Genomic DNA, 19,336 nt, shown 5'->3' with positions numbered 1-19,336 from the left:
TCGATTTATTCAGCGTTTGTACTGTCACAGGACGGTACTTTTGCGGTAAAGCCTTCCAACAATGAAAAACAGTTGCCTGGCCGGATTGGCAACCCGAGGAGTAAGCACTAGAGTATGCGCGCGCAAAACGGGCTTGAGCCGTTCGCACATCGTTGTCGCGTTTATTACGAGGACACCGATGCGGGCGGCATCGTGTATTACGTTAATTACCTCAAGTTTATGGAACGGGCTCGAACCGAGCGGCTCCGGGAGCTGGGCTTTGCCCAGTCGGCGCTGGCAGGGGAGGACCTGTTGTTCGTCGTGCATTCCAGCGAAGCGCGTTATCACGCGCCGGCGCGACTGGATGACGAGCTTCTGGTAAGCGCTGATGTAATCGAATTGAACCGTGCCAGCCTGCGCTTTCGACAGCAGGTCAGGCGGGCAACGGATAATGTGCTGCTCTGCGAAGGGCAGTTTCTGGTGGCCTGTGTGCGCACTAACAGTTTGAAACCCCGGGCCCTTCCCGAAGACCTGCGTGCGGCCTTTGCCGACGCGGTCGGCACGGGTACACACTCAAAGCAGGAGATAAAGCGTGGAAGCTAACGTCGTCGACCATTCCTCCATGTGGAGCCTGGTCAGCAATGCCAGCATCGTGGTGCAGTTGGTAATGTTGACTCTGGTGGCCGCATCGGTGACCTCATGGATCATGATCTTTCAGCGCAGCAATCTGATACGCGCCGGTCGACGTGCCCTCGAGAGCTTCGAGGAGCGATTCTGGTCGGGTATCGACCTGTCCAAACTCTACCGTCAGGCCGGCAGCAACCCGGATCCGGATTCCGGCGTCGAGCAGATTTTCCGTGCCGGCTTCAAGGAATTCTCCCGTCTGCGTCAGCAGCCAGGTGTCGACCCTGAAGCGGTGATGGAAGGTGTGGCTCGTGCCATGCGTGTCGCCATCTCCCGTGAGGAAGAGAAACTCGAGCAGAGCCTGCCGTTCCTCGCCACCGTAGGTTCCGTCAGCCCGTACATCGGTCTGTTCGGTACCGTCTGGGGGATCATGAACTCCTTCCGTGGTCTGGCCAGCGCCCAGCAGGCCACTCTGGCCACCGTCGCACCCGGCATCGCCGAAGCCCTGATCGCCACCGCGATCGGTCTGTTCGCCGCGATCCCGGCCGTTATCGCTTACAACCGTTTCTCTGCCCGCAGCGAAACCTTGCTGAGCCGCTACTACACCTTCGCCGATGAGTTCCAGGCGATCCTGCACCGCAAAGTGCACACCAGCGAAGAATAAGCAGGTATTTCCCGATGGCTTTAATCACTCGAGCCCGACACAAGCGCAAGCCGGTCGCCGAGATGAACGTAGTGCCTTACATCGACGTGATGCTGGTGCTGCTGGTCATCTTCATGGTGACTGCGCCGATGCTCAATCAGGGCGTGAAAGTGGATCTGCCCAAGGTTTCCAGTGAAGCCTTGCCGCAGGACAACAACACCCAGGTGCTGACCATTTCGATCAAGTCGGACAAGACCTACTACTGGAACCTTGGCAGCGAAGTCGACACCGAGAAGCAGCAGGACCGGGCCATGACCCTGCCACAGATGACCGACGCGGTGACCAAGATCATTCGCGCCGGTACTGAAGGGGGCAAGCGTACCCAGGTGTTCATCCGTGGCGACAAGTCCGTCGATTATGGCTCCGTCATGGGCGCCATGGGCGGGTTGCAGAAAGCCGGGGTCGGTAACGTTGGCTTGATCACCGAGGCGCCCTGATGCAGCAACAGCGAGAGCCGTCCGCCTCGGAAAGCTACTTCTGGCCCAGTGTCTGGGCGATTGGCTTGCACGTGCTGGTGTTCGGCATGCTGTTCGTCAGTTTCGCCCTGACTCCGGAGTTGCCGCCGGCCAAGCCGATTGTCCAGGCGACCCTGTACCAGCTGAAATCGAAAAGTCAGGCAACCACCCAGACCAATCAGAAGATTGCGGGTGAGGCGAAGAAATCCGCCGCGCGCCAGACCGAAGTCGAGCAGATGGAGCAGAAAAAGGTCGAGCAGGAAGCGGTGAAGGCTGCGGAACAAAAGAAAGAAGAAGCGGCTCAAAAGGCCGAGGAAGCCAAGAAGGCCGATGAGGCGAAGAAAGCGGACGAGGCGAAGAAGGCTGATGAAGCCAAAAAAGCCGACGACGCCAAGAAAGCCGCCGAAGCCAAGAAGGCAGAAGAGAAACAATTGGCTGATATAGCCAAGAAGAAAGCCGAAGAAGAAGCCAAGAAGGCTGCTGAAGAAGAGGCCAAGAAAGCGGCCGCTGAAGAAGCCAAGAAGAAGATCGTCGAAGACGCGAAGAAGAAAGCCGCCGAAGACGCCAAGAAGAAAGCTGAAGCTGAAGAGGCGAAGAAGAAAGTCGCCGAAGACGCGAAGAAGAAAGCTGCTGCCGATGCTGCGAAGAAGAAAGCGCAGGAAGCGGCACGTAAATCCGCCGAAGACAAAAAGGCTCAGGCCCTGGCAGATTTGCTTTCCGACACGCCGCAGCGCCAGCAGGCCTTGGCCGATGAGCAGGGCGATGAAGTCGCGGGCAGTTTCGATGACCTGATTCGTGCGCGGGCAGCGGAAGGCTGGGCACGTCCACCTTCGGCACGCAAAGGCATGACGGTTGTGCTGCAGATCGGCATGTTGCCAGACGGTACGGTGACTTCGGTCAGCGTGGCCAAGTCCAGTGGCGACGGTCCGTTCGATGCGTCGGCAGTGGCAGCGGTCAAGAATATTGGACGTTTGACGGAAATGCAGGGAATGAAGCCGAGCGATTTCGCTCCGTATCGTTCATTCAAGATGACATTCACACCTGAGGATCTAGCCTTGTGAGAAACCTTCTTCGAGGAATGCTGGTCGTGATCTGCTGCATGGCAGGGATCGCGATGGCGGATGAAAAGAACATTCTGGTCACCAGCGGCAGCGATCGGGCAACGCCGATCGCCGTCGTACCGTTCGGTTTCCAGGGCGGTGCCGTCCTGCCGGATGACATGGCTGAAATCATTGGTAACGATTTGCGCAACTCGGGCTATTACTCGCCGATTCCAAAGCAAAACATGATCAGCCAGCCAAGCCAGCCGAGCGAAATCATCTTCCGTGACTGGAAGGCGGTGGGCGCGCAATACATGATGGTCGGCAGCATCGTGCCGGCCGGCGGCCGTCTGCAGGTGCAGTGGGCTCTATTCAACGTTGCCACCGAACAGAAAGTGGCTGACGGCAGTGTGTCCGGTACCACCGAACAGCTGCGTGACATGGCGCACTACATCTCCGACCAGTCGTTCGAAAAACTGACCGGTATTAAAGGTGCATTCTCGACTCGCCTGCTGTACGTCACCGCCGAGCGTTTCTCCGAGAAGAACACCCGTTACACCCTGCAGCGTTCGGACTATGACGGCGCCCGCGCCGTGACCCTGCTGCAATCGCGCGAGCCGATCCTGTCGCCGCGTTTTGCACCGGACGGCAAGCGCATCGCCTACGTGTCGTTCGAACAGAAGCGTCCGCGCATCTTCATGCAGAACATCGACACCGGTCGCCGCGAGCAGATCACCAACTTCGAAGGCCTGAACGGCGCGCCAGCCTGGTCGCCGGACGGCAATCGCCTGGCGTTCGTGCTGTCGAAAGACGGTAACCCGGACATCTACGTGATGAACCTCGGTTCGCGTCAGATCACCCGCGTGACTGCAGGTCCTGGCATCAACACCGAACCGTACTGGGGCAAGGATGGTTCGACCATCTACTTCACCTCCGACCGTGGCGGCAAACCGCAGATCTACAAGACCAGCGCTGGTGGCGGCGGTGCCGAGCGTGTGACGTTCGTGGGCAACTACAACGCCAACCCTAAGCTTTCGGCGGATGAAAAGACCCTGGTGATGATCCATCGTCAGGACGGTTTCACCAATTTCAAAGTGGCGGCTCAGGATTTGCAGCGCGGAAGTGTAAAAATCCTCACTGATAGCACTCTGGACGAGTCGCCTACTGTTGCGCCCAACGGCACCATGGTAATCTACGCCACCCGCCAGCAGGGCCGGGGAGTCTTGATGCTCGTGTCCATTAATGGACGCGTGAGGCTCCCGCTTCCTACCGCTCAAGGCGAAGTCAGAGAACCGTCCTGGTCCCCTTACCTGAACTGACGCGGCGCTTTACGTTTTACTTAACACACTGGGGTTCATTAGGAGTTTCACGATGGAAATGCTGAAGTTTGGTAAATTTGCTGCGCTGGCTCTGGCCATGGCTGTAGCTGTAGGTTGCTCGTCCAAAGGCGGCGACAACGCCGGTGAAGGCGCTGTTGATCCAAACGCTGGTTACGGCGCAAACACTGGTGCAGTTGACGGTTCCCTGAGCGAAGAAGCTGCTCTGCGCGCAATCACCACCTTCTACTTCGAATACGACAGCTCGGACCTGAAGCCAGAAGCCATGCGCGCTCTGGACGTTCACGCCAAAGACCTGAAAGCAAACGGCGCTCGCGTTGTTCTGGAAGGCAACACCGACGAACGTGGTACTCGTGAGTACAACATGGCACTGGGCGAGCGTCGTGCGAAAGCCGTTCAGCGCTACCTGGTACTGCAAGGTGTTTCCCCAGCTCAGCTGGAACTGGTTTCCTACGGCGAAGAGCGTCCAGTTGCTACCGGCAACGACGAGCAGTCCTGGGCTCAAAACCGTCGCGTCGAACTGCGTAAGTAATTCGATATGCGAACGTGCCGTCGTGCTGTAACTGTTCTGGCTCTCAGCCTCGCGCCGCTTGCGGCGTGGGCTGCGGTTCCTGTGGTCGATGACAACTCCGGTTATAACAATAGCGGGAGCAGTTATCCGCCTGCAGGTTACGGTACGAACGGCGCCTATGCCGGGGGAGCGGCTTCGGCCCCTGCCTCGGCACAAGGCATGCTGTTCAACCAACTGCAACAAATGCAGGATCAGATATCGCGCCAGCAAGGCGTGATCGAAGAACTGCAGAATCAGGTTTCGCGCATGAAGCAGGAATCCCTGGAGCGATACCAGGATCTTGATCGGCGCATAGGATCCGGCGTTGCACCTGCCGCGACTCCCGAGAATTCTTCTGCCGGTGGCGATGCAAGTGCTGCTGCCGGTGCCGCCGCTGGAGCCGGGGCCGCTGCGGCCGCCCAGGCACCTGCCGCGGGTGGCGAACCGGCTGATCCGGCCAAGGAAAAGCTGTATTACGATGCAGCTTTCGACCTGATCAAGGCCAAGGATTTCGACAAGGCCAGCCAGGCGTTTGCCGCTTTCCTGCGTAAATACCCGAACAGCCAATACGCGGGCAACGCCCAGTACTGGCTGGGTGAAGTGAACCTGGCCAAAGGTGATCTGCAAGGTGCAGGTCAGGCTTTCGCCAAGGTTTCGCAGCTGTATCCCAAGCACGCCAAAGTGCCGGATTCTCTGTACAAGCTGGCTGATGTAGAGCGCCGCCTCGGTCATACCGACAAGGTCAAAGGCATTCTGCAGCAGGTGGTGGCCCAATATCCGGGCACGTCCGCCGCGCAGTTGGCCCAGCGCGATCTGCAACGCATGTAACACCGTTTGACCCGTTTGGAAGAAACCCGCGCCTGTCGCGGGTTTTTTCGTTAGAATTCACGCCCTTTTATGAAACACGCTTCTGGTGATCTACGCGTTGGCGGGGTTGCCTGAAGTGCCTGACGGAGGCGGACAGCCTGTTTAGCTGTTACGCCCGTGGCGACTATGCAAGACACATTGAGAATTACCGAAGTTTTCTACTCGTTGCAGGGGGAAACGCGGACTGCCGGGCTGCCCACTGTTTTTGTGCGCCTGACCGGTTGCCCATTGCGTTGCCAATACTGCGACAGCGCCTACGCGTTCAGCGGTGGCACGATCCGTACCCTCGACGACATCCTCGAGCAAGTGGCCGGCTTTCGCCCGCGCTACGTCTGTGTCACGGGCGGTGAGCCGCTGGCACAACCCAATGCCATCCCTTTGCTCAAACAGTTGTGCGATGCCGGCTACGAAGTCTCGCTGGAAACCAGCGGCGCTCTCGATATCTCGGCGGTCGATCCGCGGGTCAGTCGGGTGGTCGACCTGAAGACGCCTGACTCCAAAGAAGCCCATCGCAACCGTTACGAGAACATCGAACTGCTGACGCCCAACGATCAGGTGAAGTTTGTCATCTGCTCGCGGGAGGACTATGACTGGGCGGTATCGAAGCTGATCCAGTACGGTCTTGAGCGACGTGCAGGTGAAGTGCTGTTTTCCCCGAGTCACCACGACCTGAATGCTCGGGATCTGGCGGACTGGGTGGTGGCGGATAACCTGCCAGTGCGCCTGCAACTGCAGCTGCATAAATATCTATGGAATGATGAGCCGGGGCGCTGAGATGACTGAACAACTGAACACTAGCCAAAAACGTGCGGTAATCCTGCTGTCCGGTGGTCTGGACTCGGCTACGGTCGTGGCCATGGCCCGCGCTGAAGGCTACGCCTGCTACACGATGAGTTTCGATTACGGTCAGCGTTCCCACGCCGAACTGCATGCCGCTGCTCGCGTTGCCCGCGATCTGGGCGTGGTCGAGCACAAGGTGATCGGCCTGAACCTGAACGGCATGGGCGGTTCGGCCCTGACCGACACCAGCATCGACATCCCGGAAGAATTGGGCGAAGGCATCCCGGTGACTTACGTGCCGGCACGCAACACGGTTTTCCTGTCGCTGGCTCTGGGCTGGGCTGAAGTGCTCGGCGCCCGTGACATCTTTATCGGCGTCAACGCAGTGGATTACTCCGGTTACCCGGATTGCCGTCCCGAGTTCATCGAGTCGTTTGAGCGCATGGCCAATCTGGCGACCAAGGCTGGCGTCGAAGGCAATGGTTTTCGCATCCAGGCACCGCTGCAGAATCTGAGCAAGGCGCAGATCGTCCAGGCGGGCGTGAAGCTGGGTGTTGATTACGGGCTGACCGTTTCCTGCTATCAGGCGGACGATGACGGCCGTGCTTGCGGTAAATGCGACAGCTGCCGACTGCGTGCGGAAGGCTTCGTGGCGGCCGGAATCAGCGATCCGACACCTTATTTTTGATTTTTTTCAAATTAGGTGTTGAATAGTCCTTAAAAATCAGTATTATACGCGCCACCACACAGCGGGTCGTTAGCTCAGTTGGTAGAGCAGTTGGCTTTTAACCAATTGGTCGTAGGTTCGAATCCCACACGACCCACCATATTTGGCGGTTTAGAAAATCCGGAAGGCCCACGAAAGTGAGGATTTCCGGGTTTTTTTTTGCCTGCGATCCGGGCATCCCTCCCTTCGTTTCTTCCTGCCGTGACGCAGGTCAGAATCATCTTTTGTATCAACGGGATATTCTGTAGCCTTGCGCAGCTTCAATGCTGTCCGTGCCTGATAATACTCACTCTCCCGGCGGTACCCTCAAGCGGTCCGGAGCCGGGTGTATACTCGACTTTCGCGCGAACGCGCCTGCAGGTCTTGCGAACATGACGCAGATTTCCGAACGCCTTCTGGTACAAGCCCACCTCGACGCCAAGCAGCCCAAGCCGCTGACGGCCGAGGAAGAGGCTTACTACCGTTCCGCCATCGCCGCCGAGCTCAAGGCTCAGGACGCGGTGCTGGTTGCCCACTTTTATTGCGATCCGGTCATCCAGGCCCTCGCCGAAGAAACCGGCGGTTGCGTTTCCGATTCCCTGGAAATGGCCCGCTTCGGCAACGCCCATCCGGCCAAGACCGTGGTGGTCGCCGGCGTGAAATTCATGGGCGAGACCGCGAAGATTCTCAACCCTGAAAAACGTGTGCTGATGCCGACCCTGGAAGCGACCTGCTCGCTGGATCTGGGTTGCCCGGTGGACGAGTTCTCGGCGTTCTGCGATCAGCATCCGGAACGCACCGTGGTGGTGTATGCCAATACCTCGGCCGCCGTCAAAGCCCGGGCCGACTGGGTGGTGACCTCCAGCTGCGCACTGGAAATCGTCGAGAGCCTGATGGACAACGGCGAAACCATTATCTGGGGCCCGGACAAGCACCTGGGCACCTACATCCAGCGTCAGACCGGCGCCGACATGCTGCTCTGGGATGGTGCATGCATCGTCCACGAAGAGTTCAAGTCCAAGCAGCTGGAAGACATGAAAGCGCTGTATCCGGACGCCGCCATTCTGGTGCACCCGGAGTCGCCGACGTCGGTGATCGAGCTTGCGGACGCCGTCGGTTCCACCAGTCAGCTGATTGCCGCCGCGCAATCGCTGCCGAACAAGACGCTGATCGTCGCCACCGATCGCGGCATCTTCTACAAGATGCAGCAGTTGTGCCCGGACAAGGTCTTCATCGAAGCGCCAACCGCCGGTAACGGCGCGGCATGCCGCAGTTGCGCACATTGCCCGTGGATGGCCATGAACACCCTTGAGCGCACGCTCAAGTGCCTGAAGGACGGCTCGAACGAGATCTTCGTCGACCCGGCCCTGATCCCGCAGGCGATTCGTCCGCTCAAGCGCATGCTCGATTTCACTCAGGCCGCGCGGATGAAACTGGCCGGCAACGCCTGACCTTGCGACGCAAACAAAAACGCCCCGATTGGATCGGGGCGTTTTTGCATCTGCGGATTTATTTTGCTTTCTTCGGAATTCGCACGAGCTGCGTGTCGGAGTAGATGTCATGCCAGGCGCGTTTCTGTTTGTCGAACAGTGACCAGAAGAACCCCAGGCCCAGGCAGAGCCACGATGCAATCGACACCATGAACCGCAGCAACGCCTGCCACAGGCTGATTGCAGTGCCATCAGCGTTCTGCACGCGAATGCCCCAGACCTGCATGCCCAGGGTCTGCCCGGCGTGAGTCCAGAACTTGGCGAAGAAACCAAACAGCACCAGCAGCAGCACCGTGGAGTAGAGAGGATCGCCATCCAGCTGCCCGGCGTCGGTCAGAACCCGCAGACGCTCCTCACCGATGATCGCGGCCTGGATCATCTTGTAGACGCCACCGGTCACGATCAGCAGGGCGGTGCACAGCAGAAAGTCATAAAACATCGCTGCCAGACGACGGCCCAGGCCGACGGCGGGGAAATCGCCCTGGGGGGTGAGCAGGTGTTTCGACATGGCAGCCTCTGGACGGAAAGTGAAGCGCCATTTTACGGATTTGCGCCCACAAAAAAGCCCCTGATATCAATATCAGGGGCTTTTTCGTTACAGAAATCAGGCTTCTGCGATGACTTCGTCAGCTTGCATGCCTTTCTGGCCCTGCACAGCAACGAAGGTCACTTTCTGGCCTTCTTTCAGGCTCTTGAAGCCGTTGCCCTGAATGGCGCGGAAATGCACGAACAGATCCGGACCGCTTTCTGGAGTGATAAAACCAAAACCTTTCTCGTCGTTAAACCACTTGACGGTACCGCTCTGACGTGTGGACATTTCTTATTTCCTTTGACGCATAAATTGATGACAGTCTCCTTCTCATGAAAGAGTACTGGGGCTGGTTGCAGGAGAGTAAGAAGACGTCGAACGGGATGTAGCTAACTTGTAGGCTACTGCCCAGGTCACGATTCCAAGCTGACCCATGCAAACACAGTGGACAAACTCTACGCCAACTACGGGAGGAAAAACAAGCCCCGCGAAGGCCCCGGTTTTCCTGCCCTTGCTGGCACTTAGTCGATTCACTAGTCCGGCTTATACGATTAGCTTGTTCAATTGTTTTCGAACGTTATAAGCCAAGTTCATATTCGAATCGAATGTAAACAGAGTGCACTGTTTTATGGCGATTGCGTTACACATTAGTGCACGCATAACGCAATCGCGTTACTTATAGAAACAGTCAATCAACCGCGATAGTAGCGTTGTGGAACAAATGGCATTTTGCTTACAAGCAATGGCACCTTTTTCCCACGAACAATCGCCCAAACTGGCGTGTCGAGTGCGACGTAGGCGCTGTCCAGGTAACCCATGGCCAACGGACCGCCCAGGGTCGGGCCGAAACCGCCGCTGCACACGCTGCCGACGATCTCGCCCGCTTCGTTGACGATCTCTGCACCTTCTCGGACCGGCGTACGCTCTTGCGGCAGCAGGCCGACGCGTTTGCGCGACACGCCGTTTTGCTGTTGAGCGAAGACTTGCTCCGCACCCGGGAAACCACCGGCGCGCGCACCATCGGCACGCCGTGGCTTGGAGATTGCCCACAGCAGGCTGGCTTCGATCGGCGTGGTCTCGGAGTTCATGTCGTGGCCGTACAGGCACAGGCCGGCCTCCAGGCGCAGTGAATCCCGGGCGCCGAGGCCGATGGCCGCCACTTCGGGTTCGGCCAGCAGGGCGCGTGCGAGTTTTTCTGCATCGCCTGCCGGTACCGAGATTTCGAAACCGTCTTCACCGGTGTAGCCCGAACGGCTGACAAAGCAGTCAACGCCCAGCAGCTTCACGCGAGTGAATTGCATGAAAGTCATTTTCGCCACTTCCGGTGCCAGGCGTGCCAGCACGGTCACGGCGGCGGGGCCTTGCAGGGCGAGCAGGGCGCGTTCTTCGAACAGTTGCTCGATCTTGCACTGGTCGCCGATGTGTTTTTGCAGATGGGCCAGGTCCTGGTCCTTGCACGCGGCGTTGACCACCAGGAACAGTTCGTCGTTGCCGAGATTGGCGACCATCAGGTCATCGAGGATGCCGCCGGTTTCGTTGGTGAACATCGCGTAGCGCTGCATGCCCACCGGCAGATCGATGATGTCCACCGGCACCAGGGTTTCCAGGGCTCTGGCGGCATTGGCGCCGGTCAGGCGGATCTGGCCCATGTGCGAGACATCGAACAGCCCGGCCTGCTCACGGGTGTGCTGGTGTTCTTTCATCACGCCCAGCGGGTATTGCACCGGCATGTCGTAGCCGGCGAACGGCACCATGCGGGCGCCGAGTTCGATGTGCAGAGCGTGCAGCGGGGTTTTCGACAATTGTTCGGTGGACATGCGGAACTCCTTGATTCACACCAACCCTCTCCCGCAGGGAGAGGGGGCTAATTAACACTCGATAATGTTGACCGCCAGACCGCCACGGGCGGTCTCCTTGTATTTGCTTTTCATGTCGGCGCCGGTCTGGCGCATGGTGCGGATGACCTTGTCGAGGGAGACGAAATGCTGCCCGTCTCCGCGCATGGCCATGCGCACGGCGTTGATCGCCTTGACCGAGCCCATGGCGTTGCGCTCGATGCACGGCACTTGCACCAGTCCGCCAATCGGGTCGCAGGTCAGGCCGAGGTTGTGTTCCATGCCGATTTCGGCGGCGTTTTCCACTTGTTGCACGCTGCCACCGAGGACTTCGCACAACGCCCCGGCCGCCATCGAACAGGCCACGCCGACCTCGCCCTGACAGCCGACTTCGGCGCCGGAAATCGAGGCGTTTTCCTTGTACAGAATGCCGATGGCCGCGGCGGTGAGCAGGAAACGCACCACGCCGTCATCGTTCGCGCCGGGAATGAAGCGCATGTAGTAATGCAGCACCGCAGGAATGATCCCCGCCGCGCCGTTGGTCGGTGCCGTGACCACGCGCCCGCCGTTGGCGTTTTCTTCGTTGACGGCCAGAGCGTAGAGGTTCACCCAGTCCAGCACCGACAGCGGATCGCGCAGCGACGATTCCGGGTTCTTGCACAGTTGCCGGTGCAACGCCGCCGCCCGCCGCTTGACCTTCAGGCCGCCCGGCAGAATGCCTTCGTTGCGACAGCCGGCGGCCACACAGTCCTGCATCACTTGCCAGATTTTCAGCAGGCCGGCGCGGGTTTCCGCCTCCGGGCGCCAGGCGCTTTCGTTGGTCAGCATCACCTGACTGATCGACAGACCATAGGTGGCGCAATGACCGAGCAAGTCCTTGGCACTCTTGAACGGGAAGGTCAGCGGCGTGGCGTCTTCGACGATGCGGTCGGCGCCGGCCGCATCTTCGTCGACCACAAAACCACCGCCGACCGAGTAGTACTCGCGGCTGCGGATCTGCAATCCCGCCGCATCGAAGGCGCGGAAGATCATGCCGTTGGGGTGATAGGCCAACGGTTTGCGGATCATTGCCAGGTGTTCTTTCTCGTTGAACGCAATGCTGTGTTCACCGAGCAGGTTCAAACGCCCGTTGCCACGAATCTCCGAGAGACGGGCGGCGACGGTTTCAGTATCCACGGTGTCCGGATGTTCACCTTCCAGACCCAGCAGCACGGCCTTGTCGCTGCCGTGACCCTTGCCGGTGGCGCCGAGGGATCCATACAACTCGACCCTGACGCTGGTGGTGGCCGACAACAGGTTTTCCCGGCGCAGGCCTTCGACGAAGCGCGCAGCTGCGCGCATCGGGCCGACGGTGTGGGAGCTGGAGGGGCCGATGCCAATCTTGAACAGGTCGAACACGCTTAACGACATGGTTGTTCTCCGGTTTCTTGTTATAGGAATTGGCGGGATATCAGGCTTGATGCATTTCCTTGTGGGAGCTGGCTTGCCAGCGATGGCGGTGTGTCAGGCAATGGAAGTGGAGACTGATCCACCCTCATCGCTGGCAAGCCAGCTCCCACAGGTTTTGCGGTGTTGTTGGAAGTGGGGGCAGATGATTGCCCCCATTCGTTTAAGCGTAGCTTTCGATCGACGGGCAGGCGCAGACCAGGTTGCGGTCGCCGAACACGTTGTCGACGCGACCGACCGGCGGCCAGTACTTGCCTTCGATCAACGACGCCACCGGGTACACCGCTTGTTCGCGGCTGTACGGGTGAGTCCACTCGCCGACCAGCTCTGCCGCAGTGTGCGGAGCGTTCTTCAGCGGGTTGTCGTCCTTGTCCAGCGTGCCGTTTTCCACCGCGCGGATTTCTTCGCGGATGCGGATCATGGCGTCGCAGAAACGGTCCAGTTCTTCCTTGGATTCACTTTCGGTCGGCTCGATCATCAGCGTGCCGGCCACCGGGAACGACATGGTCGGGGCGTGGAAGCCGAAGTCGATCAGACGCTTGGCGACGTCATCGACGCTGATGCCGCTGCTGTCTTTCAGCGGGCGCAGATCGAGGATGCACTCGTGCGCCACCAGACCGTTGCTGCCGGTGTACAGCACTGGGTAGTGCTCTTCCAGGCGACGGGAAATGTAGTTGGCGTTGAGGATTGCCAGTTGCGAAGCGCGCTTGAGACCTGCACCACCCATCATGCGAATGTACATCCAGGTGATCGGCAGAATGCTCGCGCTGCCGAACGGTGCTGCGCAGACCGCGCCTTCCTTGCGCTCCATCTGGCCGTGGCCCGGCAGGAACGGAGTCAGGTGCGATTTCACGCCGATCGGGCCGACGCCCGGGCCGCCACCGCCGTGGGGGATGCAGAAAGTCTTGTGCAGGTTCAGGTGCGAGACGTCGCCGCCGAACTTGCCCGGTGCGCAGAGGCCGACCATCGCGTTCATGTTGGCGCCGTCGATGTACACCTGGCCGCCGTTGTCATGAATGATGCCGCAGATTTCGCGGATGCCTTCTTCGAACACGCCGTGGGTCGACGGGTAGGTGATCATCAGCGCCGCGAGGTGTTCGCGGTGCTCGATGGCCTTGGCGCGCAGGTCTTCGATGTCCACGTTGCCACGGGCGTCGCACGCGGTCACGACCACGCGCATGCCGGCCATGTTGGCGGTCGCCGGGTTGGTGCCGTGGGCGGACGACGGGATCAGGCAGATGTCGCGACGGTCTTCGCCACGGCTCTGGTGATAGGCGCGAATCGCCAGCAGACCTGCGTACTCACCCTGGGAACCAGCGTTCGGCTGCAGCGAGATCGAGTCGTAACCGGTGGCGGCGCAGAGCATCGCTTCCAGTTCGTCGGTCAGTTGCTGGTAACCGGCGCTTTGCTCGGCCGGGGCGAACGGGTGCAGGGCGCCGAATTCGGCCCAGGTCACCGGGATCATTTCGCTGGCGGCGTTGAGTTTCATGGTGCACGAGCCCAACGGGATCATGGTGCGATCCAGTGCCAGGTCCTTGTCCGCCAGTTTGCGCAGGTAGCGCATCAGCTCGGTTTCCGAGTGATAGCGGTTGAACACCGGGTGGCTGAGGATCGGCGATTGACGAACCAGCGAAGCCGGAATCGTGCTTTGCGCGGCAGCGGTCAGCGCAGCGAACTCCGGCAGAGTCTTGCCGTCGGCGAACAGGCTCCACAGGGTTTCGATGTCGGCCTGGGTGGTGGTTTCGTCGACCGACAGGCCCAGACGCTGAGCGTCGATCACACGCAGGTTGATCTGTTGAGCGCGAGCCTTGTCATGCAGCGCGGCGGTTTGCGCGCCGGTGGCCAGGGTCAGGGTGTCGAAGAAGCTGGCTTGCTCGACGGTCACGCCCAGTGCGCTCAGGCCCTTGGCCAGGATCGCGGTCAGGTGATGCACGCGGTTGGCGATCCGGGTCAGGCCTTTAGGGCCGTGGTACACGGCGTACATGCTGGCGATGTTGGCCAGCAGCACTTGTGCGGTGCAGATGTTCGACGTGGCTTTCTCGCGGCGGATGTGTTGCTCGCGGGTCTGCATCGCCAGACGCAGGGCGGGTTTGCCGAAGCGGTCAACCGAGACACCGACCAGACGGCCCGGCATGTCGCGCTTGAACGCATCTTTGGTGGAGAAGTAAGCCGCGTGCGGGCCACCGAAGCCCAGCGGCACGCCGAAGCGCTGGGCGCTGCCGATGGCCACGTCGGCGCCGAATTCGCCCGGCGGGGTCAGCAGGGTCAGAGCCAGCAGGTCAGCGGCCACGGCCACCAGTGCGTTGGCAGCGTGGAAGCGTTCGGTCAGTTCGCGGTAGTCGAACACATCACCGTTGCTGGCCGGGTATTGCAGCAGTGCGCCGAAGAACGGTGTGACGTCGGTCAGCTCGCGCTCATCGCCCACGACCACGTCGATGCCCAGCGGCTCGGCACGGGTGCGCAGCACGTCGAGGGTTTGCGGGTGGCTGTGGATCGAGGCGAAGAACTGGTGGCTGCCCTTGTTCTTGCTCAGGCGTTTGCAGAAGGTCATGGCTTCGGCAGCAGCGGTGGCTTCGTCGAGCAGGGAGGCGTTGGCGATCGGCAGGCCGGTGAGGTCGCTGATCAGGGTCTGGAAGTTCAGCAGCGCTTCGAGACGGCCCTGGGAAATTTCTGGCTGGTACGGAGTGTAAGCGGTGTACCAGGCCGGGTTTTCCAGCAGGTTGCGCAGGATCGGCGACGGCGTGTGGCAGTTGTAGTAGCCCTGGCCGATGTAGGTCTTGAACAGCTGGTTCTTGCCGGCGATGCCTTTGATCATTGCCAGGGCATCGGCTTCGCTCAGGCCGTCGTCGAGGCCTAGCACGCTGGTGCCCTTGATGCTTTCCGGGATGACGCTGGCGCTCAGGGCTTCGAGCGAGTCGAAGCCGAGGCTGTTGAGCATGGCTTGCTCGTCACCGGCGCGCGGGCCGATGTGACGGGCGATGAATTCGTTGGCGGTGCCGAGATTAACTTGGGTCATGTCAGGTTCCTCAGGCTTCGGCTTGGGCTTTGATCAGGCGGTCGTAGGCGTCCTGATCCAGCAGCTTGGCGACGGCCGAAGCGTCGGCTGGCTTGAAGCGGAAGAACCAGCCTTCGCCCAGCGGATCTTCGTTGACCAGCTCAGGGCTGTCTTCCAGGGCCGGGTTGGTGGCCAGGACTTCACCGTCCAGCGGCATGTAAACGCCGCTGGCGGCTTTTACCGATTCCACGGTGGCGGCTTCGGCGCCTTTCTCGTACGCCTGCAATTCAGGCAGTTGCACGAACACCACGTCGCCCAGGGCGTTCTGCGCGAAAGCGGTGATGCCAACGGTGACAGAACCATCGGCTTCGGCGCGCAGCCATTCGTGATCTTCAGTAAAACGCAACTCGCTCATGGAATCTCCTAGGGGCCAGACTCGTCTGGTGGACGCGGTGGAATACTCGGGCGGCAATGCCCTGATTTTATGAACGGTTACTTAGCAAGAACGCGGCCAATGTAAAAATATCGTTATAAATCAATGGCTTGATTGATTTTTGGGTGAGCGCGATCACGTTGGCTGTAGCGAAATCGCTACAGTGTAGGGCGAAGAAAAAAGCTGAACCGGATCAAAGCCTTGCACAGCGGTGATCGGAGGAAGGTGTAGCGATATCGTTCCGCTGTAGCGCTTTCAGTACAGATGGAGGTCGCTTTTGGGCGGATATCTTGCGTTCCGATTAACCCTGTGGGAGCTGGCTTGCCAGCGATGACGGTGGCACTGCCAACAATGAAAGTGACTGACCCACCGCTATCGCTGGCAAGCCAGCTCCCACAGGGGATGCAGTGTGTTCAGGGCTTGTTGGGGATGCCGTACTTGCGCAGCCGATGGGCGATTGCGGTGTGCGAGGTCTGCAGGCGGCTGGCCAGTTGGCGGGTCGAGGGGTAGCTGACGTAGAGCTTTTCCAGCAGCGATTTTTCGAAGGCTTCGACCGCTTCTTCGAGGCTGTCGACATCGGTGTCGGTCTGGCGTGCCACGGAGGTGCCGGCGATGTCGAGGTCGCCGATGTCCACCAGGCTGCTTTCGCAAATGGCGGCGGCGCGGAAGATCACGTTCTGCAATTGCCGCACGTTGCCTGGCCAGCGGTTACCGAGCAGCGCCGGATAGGTGCCCGGGGCCAGGCGGCAGACCGGGCGCTGGATCTGCGCGCAGGCCTGCTGCATGAAATAGCGCGCCAGCAGCAAAATGTCCTGCCCGCGCTCGCGCAGTGGCGGCACTTCGACGTTGAGCACGTTGAGACGGTAGAACAGGTCTTCGCGGAACAGGCCTTCGCTGACCATTTTCTCCAGGTCGCGGTGGGTCGCGCTGAGAATCCGCACGTTGACCTTCACCTCACGATCACCACCGACCCGACGGAAGCTGCCATCGTTGAGAAAGCGCAGCAGTTTGGCCTGCAAGTACGGCGACATCTCGCCGATCTCATCAAGGAACACCGTGCCCTGGTTGGCCAGCTCCATCAGTCCCGGTTTGCCGCCGCGTTGTGCGCCGGTGAAGGCGCCGGGGGCGTAGCCGAACAGTTCGCTTTCGGCGAGGTTCTCCGGCAGGGCCGCACAGTTCAGTGCGAGGAATGGTGCGCTGTGCCGGGCGCTGATGGCGTGGCAGGCGCGGGCGACGAGTTCCTTGCCGGTGCCGGTTTCGCCCTGGATCAGCAGCGGCGCATCGAGGGCCGCGACGCGTTGGGCGCGAGCCTTGAGTGTGCGGATTGGCGGCGATTCACCGAGCAGCGCATCAAAGCCTTCGGCATGGTCGTGGTGCAACGCCGAGAGTTGTTCGCCGATGCGGTTGGGTTGATACAGGGTGAGCAAGGCGCCGGCGTCGGTGATCGGCGTGGCGTCCAGCAACAGGGTCTGGCCGTTGACGGTGATTTCCCGCAGCGGCAGGCGGAAGCCCTGTTCGAGCAAGGTTTCGAGCAGGCCCGGATCGTTGAACAGTTCCGAGACACTTTCGCCCGCCGGTTCACGACCGTACAGGGCGATCAGCGCCGGGTTGGCCAGCAGCACCTTGCCGGCACTGTCCAGCGCCAGCACCGGGTCGGTCATCGCTGCGAGCAACGCGTCGAGCTGCAAGTGCCTGCGCTGGCCGGGGAGAATGTCGACCACGGTCACTGCTTCTACACCACGCACGCGAAACAGCGCATCTTTCAGCTCTTCGAGCACTTGCGGGCTCAAGGTCGGGGCGTCGATGTAGACGTTGGGCGGGATCATTTCCACCGCATCCAGATTGAGATTGCGCCCGCCGAGGATAGCCAGGACTTCCTGGGTGATGCCGACGCGGTCGATGAAGCTGACGTGGATACGCATGGGGCGGTTCTGGGTTCTGGAGTGCTGAGGGGGGCAAGTATGCCTTGGGGCGGGGAATTGGTGAAATCTGCGTCCTGCGCTGATCGTTCCCACGCTCCTGCGTGGGAACGCATCCCGTGACGCTCTGCGTCACAGTGGACGCGGAGCGTCCATGGCGGCGTTCCCACGCAGAGCGAGGGAACGATCAGTAGAAAAGTGTTACTCGAAATGCTCGGGATTGACCGGATCCCCGGATTTCATATTCAACTTCATGCGGATGTCTTCAAACATCAGGTCGTAATGCTTGTGCACCGAGCCGATCTGGCTGTGGCTCTTGGGAATGCCGTACTTTTCGGCAATCTGCGTCACGTTGCGAGCGAAGTTGTAGGCTTCCTCCTTGGGCAGAAAGAACGGTTCGTTGACCTCTTTGCCCTGCATGCTGCCATGCAGGGTGAACTGTATCCCTTTGCCTTTCTGGGGATCGGTGAACACTTCATAGTCGAGGTGCACGTTGTAATTGACGTCGTCGTCAGTCAACGCATGCCGCTCGATATGCAAATGACCGGGTTCGAACTGGGCCATGGGTTTCTCCTTTCAAGGCATGGGAGAAGGGCAGACCTGAGGTCTGCCCCCGGAGTTTCTTTTTATCGGTAGGTGATGCCTGGCGCTGCTGTGCTGACCCGAGTACCGGCGGTGCCCTGGACGATGGCTTCGATATCCGAGAGCGAACCGATCACCGCGACCTTGCCAGTATGGCGCGCAAATTCACAGGCTGCCTGCACCTTCGGCCCCATGGAGCCGGCGGCGAAGCCCAGGCGTTCGAGTTCGTCCGGGTGGGCCTGGGCGATGGCTTTCTCGGTGGGTTTCTTGAAGTCGATGTACGCCGCGTTGACGTCGGTGGCGATCACCAGCAAATCCGCCTCCAGCTGTTCGGCCAGCAGCGCCGAGCACAGGTCTTTGTCGATCACCGCTTCGATGCCTTGCAGCTTGCCGTGTGCGCCATACATGGTCGGGATGCCGCCACCGCCGGCGCAGATCACGATGCTGCCCTTGTCCAGCAGCCACTTGATCGGGCGGATTTCGAAGATGCGTTTCGGCCGGGGGCTGGCCACCACACGGCGGAACTTGTCACCGTCCGGGGCGATGGCCCAGCCTTTTTCAGCAGCGAGTTTTTCTGCTTCGGCCTTCTCGTAGACGGGGCCGATCGGTTTGGTCGGGTTCTTGAAAGCCGGGTCGTTGGCGTCGACTTCGACCTGGGTGAGCAGGGTGGCGAACGGGACTTCGAAGTCCAGCAGGTTGCCCAGTTCCTGTTCGATGATGTAGCCGATCATGCCTTCGGTTTCGGCGCCGAGCACGTCCAGCGGGTAAGGGGTGACGGAAGTGTAGGCCGCCGCCTGCAACGACAGCAGGCCGACTTGCGGACCATTGCCGTGGGCGATGACCAGTTGATTGCCGGGATGGATCTTGGCGATTTGCTCGGTGGCGATGCGGATGTTGGCGCGCTGGTTGTCAGCGGTCATCGGCTCACCACGGCGGAGCAGGGCGTTACCGCCCAGAGCTACGACGATACGCATGGTGCATGTCCTTTTCGTGTTGATCGCTGATCGTTCCCACGCTCCCGCGTGGGAATGCATCCCGTGACGCTCTGCGTCACAGCGGACGCGGA

General features: G+C 60.2%; 19 protein-coding genes and 1 tRNA gene. 11 read left to right on the top strand and 9 right to left on the bottom strand.

The features are described from left to right. Positions 1–114: 114 nt before the first annotated feature. The 11 genes from ybgC (at position 115) to nadA (ending at position 8,492) form a co-directional block, all read left to right on the top strand. Positions 115–582 carry a tol-pal system-associated acyl-CoA thioesterase gene (gene ybgC, locus ACTJK7_RS05815; RefSeq protein WP_007951203.1) on the top strand — a complete coding sequence of 156 codons (468 nt, stop codon included), beginning with the start codon at positions 115–117 and terminating at the stop codon, positions 580–582. Then, complete coding sequence (tolQ, locus tag ACTJK7_RS05810; RefSeq protein ID WP_039766018.1) at positions 572–1,267, top strand: protein TolQ; 696 nt, start codon at positions 572–574, stop codon at positions 1,265–1,267. The genes ybgC and tolQ overlap by 11 nt, the downstream gene beginning before the upstream one ends. Positions 1,268–1,290: 23 nt before the next feature. Continuing rightward, complete coding sequence (gene tolR, locus ACTJK7_RS05805) at positions 1,291–1,743, top strand: protein TolR (protein WP_162130475.1); 453 nt, start codon at positions 1,291–1,293, stop codon at positions 1,741–1,743. Further along, a complete protein-coding gene (tolA, locus tag ACTJK7_RS05800) occupies positions 1,743–2,822 on the top strand; it encodes a cell envelope integrity protein TolA (RefSeq protein WP_064383749.1) in 1,080 nt (359 codons plus the stop codon). The genes tolR and tolA overlap by 1 nt, the downstream gene beginning before the upstream one ends. A 17-nt stretch (positions 2,823–2,839) precedes the next feature. Then, positions 2,840–4,120, top strand: a complete 1,281-nt coding sequence (tolB, locus tag ACTJK7_RS05795; protein WP_166742344.1) for a Tol-Pal system beta propeller repeat protein TolB — start codon at positions 2,840–2,842, stop codon at positions 4,118–4,120. 52 nt (positions 4,121–4,172) lie between these two features. Then, positions 4,173–4,670 carry a peptidoglycan-associated lipoprotein Pal gene (gene pal / locus ACTJK7_RS05790; protein ID WP_003178634.1) on the top strand — a complete coding sequence of 166 codons (498 nt, stop codon included), beginning with the start codon at positions 4,173–4,175 and terminating at the stop codon, positions 4,668–4,670. 6 nt (positions 4,671–4,676) lie between these two features. Continuing rightward, positions 4,677–5,516, top strand: coding sequence for a tol-pal system protein YbgF (ybgF, locus tag ACTJK7_RS05785; RefSeq protein ID WP_108563080.1), 840 nt, complete (start codon positions 4,677–4,679; stop codon positions 5,514–5,516). 165 nt (positions 5,517–5,681) lie between these two features. Then, positions 5,682–6,329, top strand: coding sequence for a 7-carboxy-7-deazaguanine synthase QueE (gene queE / locus ACTJK7_RS05780; RefSeq protein ID WP_007951198.1), 648 nt, complete (start codon positions 5,682–5,684; stop codon positions 6,327–6,329). Between the two features lies 1 nt (position 6,330). Then, positions 6,331–7,023, top strand: a complete 693-nt coding sequence (gene queC / locus ACTJK7_RS05775; RefSeq protein WP_064383747.1) for a 7-cyano-7-deazaguanine synthase QueC — start codon at positions 6,331–6,333, stop codon at positions 7,021–7,023. A 63-nt stretch (positions 7,024–7,086) separates the two neighbouring features. Continuing rightward, positions 7,087–7,162 (top strand) — tRNA-Lys (locus tag ACTJK7_RS05770). Positions 7,163–7,433: 271 nt separating this feature from the next. Next, positions 7,434–8,492 (top strand): quinolinate synthase NadA, encoded by a 1,059-nt coding sequence (gene nadA, locus ACTJK7_RS05765; protein ID WP_108563079.1) that lies wholly within the window; start codon positions 7,434–7,436, stop codon positions 8,490–8,492. A 58-nt stretch (positions 8,493–8,550) separates the two neighbouring features. Here the strand turns inward: nadA and ACTJK7_RS05760 are convergent, their stop codons facing one another. The 9 genes from ACTJK7_RS05760 to arcC all read right to left on the bottom strand — a co-directional run bounded on the left by ACTJK7_RS05760 (position 8,551) and on the right by arcC (position 19,244). Continuing rightward, entirely contained in the window at positions 8,551–9,039 is a 489-nt protein-coding gene (locus ACTJK7_RS05760) for an RDD family protein (RefSeq protein ID WP_007951195.1), read from the bottom strand. A 96-nt stretch (positions 9,040–9,135) separates the two neighbouring features. Then, positions 9,136–9,348, bottom strand: coding sequence for a cold-shock protein (locus ACTJK7_RS05755; RefSeq protein ID WP_007951194.1), 213 nt, complete (start codon positions 9,346–9,348; stop codon positions 9,136–9,138). Positions 9,349–9,752: 404 nt separating this feature from the next. Beyond that, a complete protein-coding gene (gene gcvT / locus ACTJK7_RS05750) occupies positions 9,753–10,877 on the bottom strand; it encodes a glycine cleavage system aminomethyltransferase GcvT (RefSeq protein WP_440779840.1) in 1,125 nt (374 codons plus the stop codon). A 51-nt stretch (positions 10,878–10,928) separates the two neighbouring features. Continuing rightward, positions 10,929–12,305: an L-serine ammonia-lyase gene (locus ACTJK7_RS05745; protein ID WP_085606607.1), complete on the bottom strand. Its 1,377-nt coding sequence runs from the start codon at positions 12,303–12,305 to the stop codon at positions 10,929–10,931. 199 nt (positions 12,306–12,504) lie between these two features. Further along, the gene (gcvP, locus tag ACTJK7_RS05740; protein ID WP_440779838.1) at positions 12,505–15,357 is read right to left on the bottom strand and encodes an aminomethyl-transferring glycine dehydrogenase; all 2,853 of its coding nucleotides are present in this window, start codon (positions 15,355–15,357) and stop codon (positions 12,505–12,507) included. 10 nt (positions 15,358–15,367) lie between these two features. Continuing rightward, positions 15,368–15,751, bottom strand: a complete 384-nt coding sequence (gcvH, locus tag ACTJK7_RS05735) for a glycine cleavage system protein GcvH (RefSeq protein ID WP_007951190.1) — start codon at positions 15,749–15,751, stop codon at positions 15,368–15,370. A 431-nt stretch (positions 15,752–16,182) separates the two neighbouring features. Beyond that, complete coding sequence (locus ACTJK7_RS05730) at positions 16,183–17,691, bottom strand: sigma-54-dependent transcriptional regulator (RefSeq protein WP_039766033.1); 1,509 nt, start codon at positions 17,689–17,691, stop codon at positions 16,183–16,185. Positions 17,692–17,889: 198 nt separating this feature from the next. Beyond that, a complete protein-coding gene (locus ACTJK7_RS05725) occupies positions 17,890–18,252 on the bottom strand; it encodes a DUF5064 family protein (RefSeq protein ID WP_011335628.1) in 363 nt (120 codons plus the stop codon). A gap of 62 nt (positions 18,253–18,314) precedes the next feature. Further along, complete coding sequence (arcC, locus tag ACTJK7_RS05720) at positions 18,315–19,244, bottom strand: carbamate kinase (RefSeq protein ID WP_007951187.1); 930 nt, start codon at positions 19,242–19,244, stop codon at positions 18,315–18,317. Positions 19,245–19,336 lie beyond the last annotated feature (92 nt).

Source organism: Pseudomonas sp. 22085 (assembly GCF_052045815.1).
GTDB lineage: Bacteria > Pseudomonadota > Gammaproteobacteria > Pseudomonadales > Pseudomonadaceae > Aquipseudomonas > Aquipseudomonas glycinae.
Note: the sequence above shows the minus strand (reverse complement) of the source record. Positions and strands in the feature narration are given on the sequence as shown.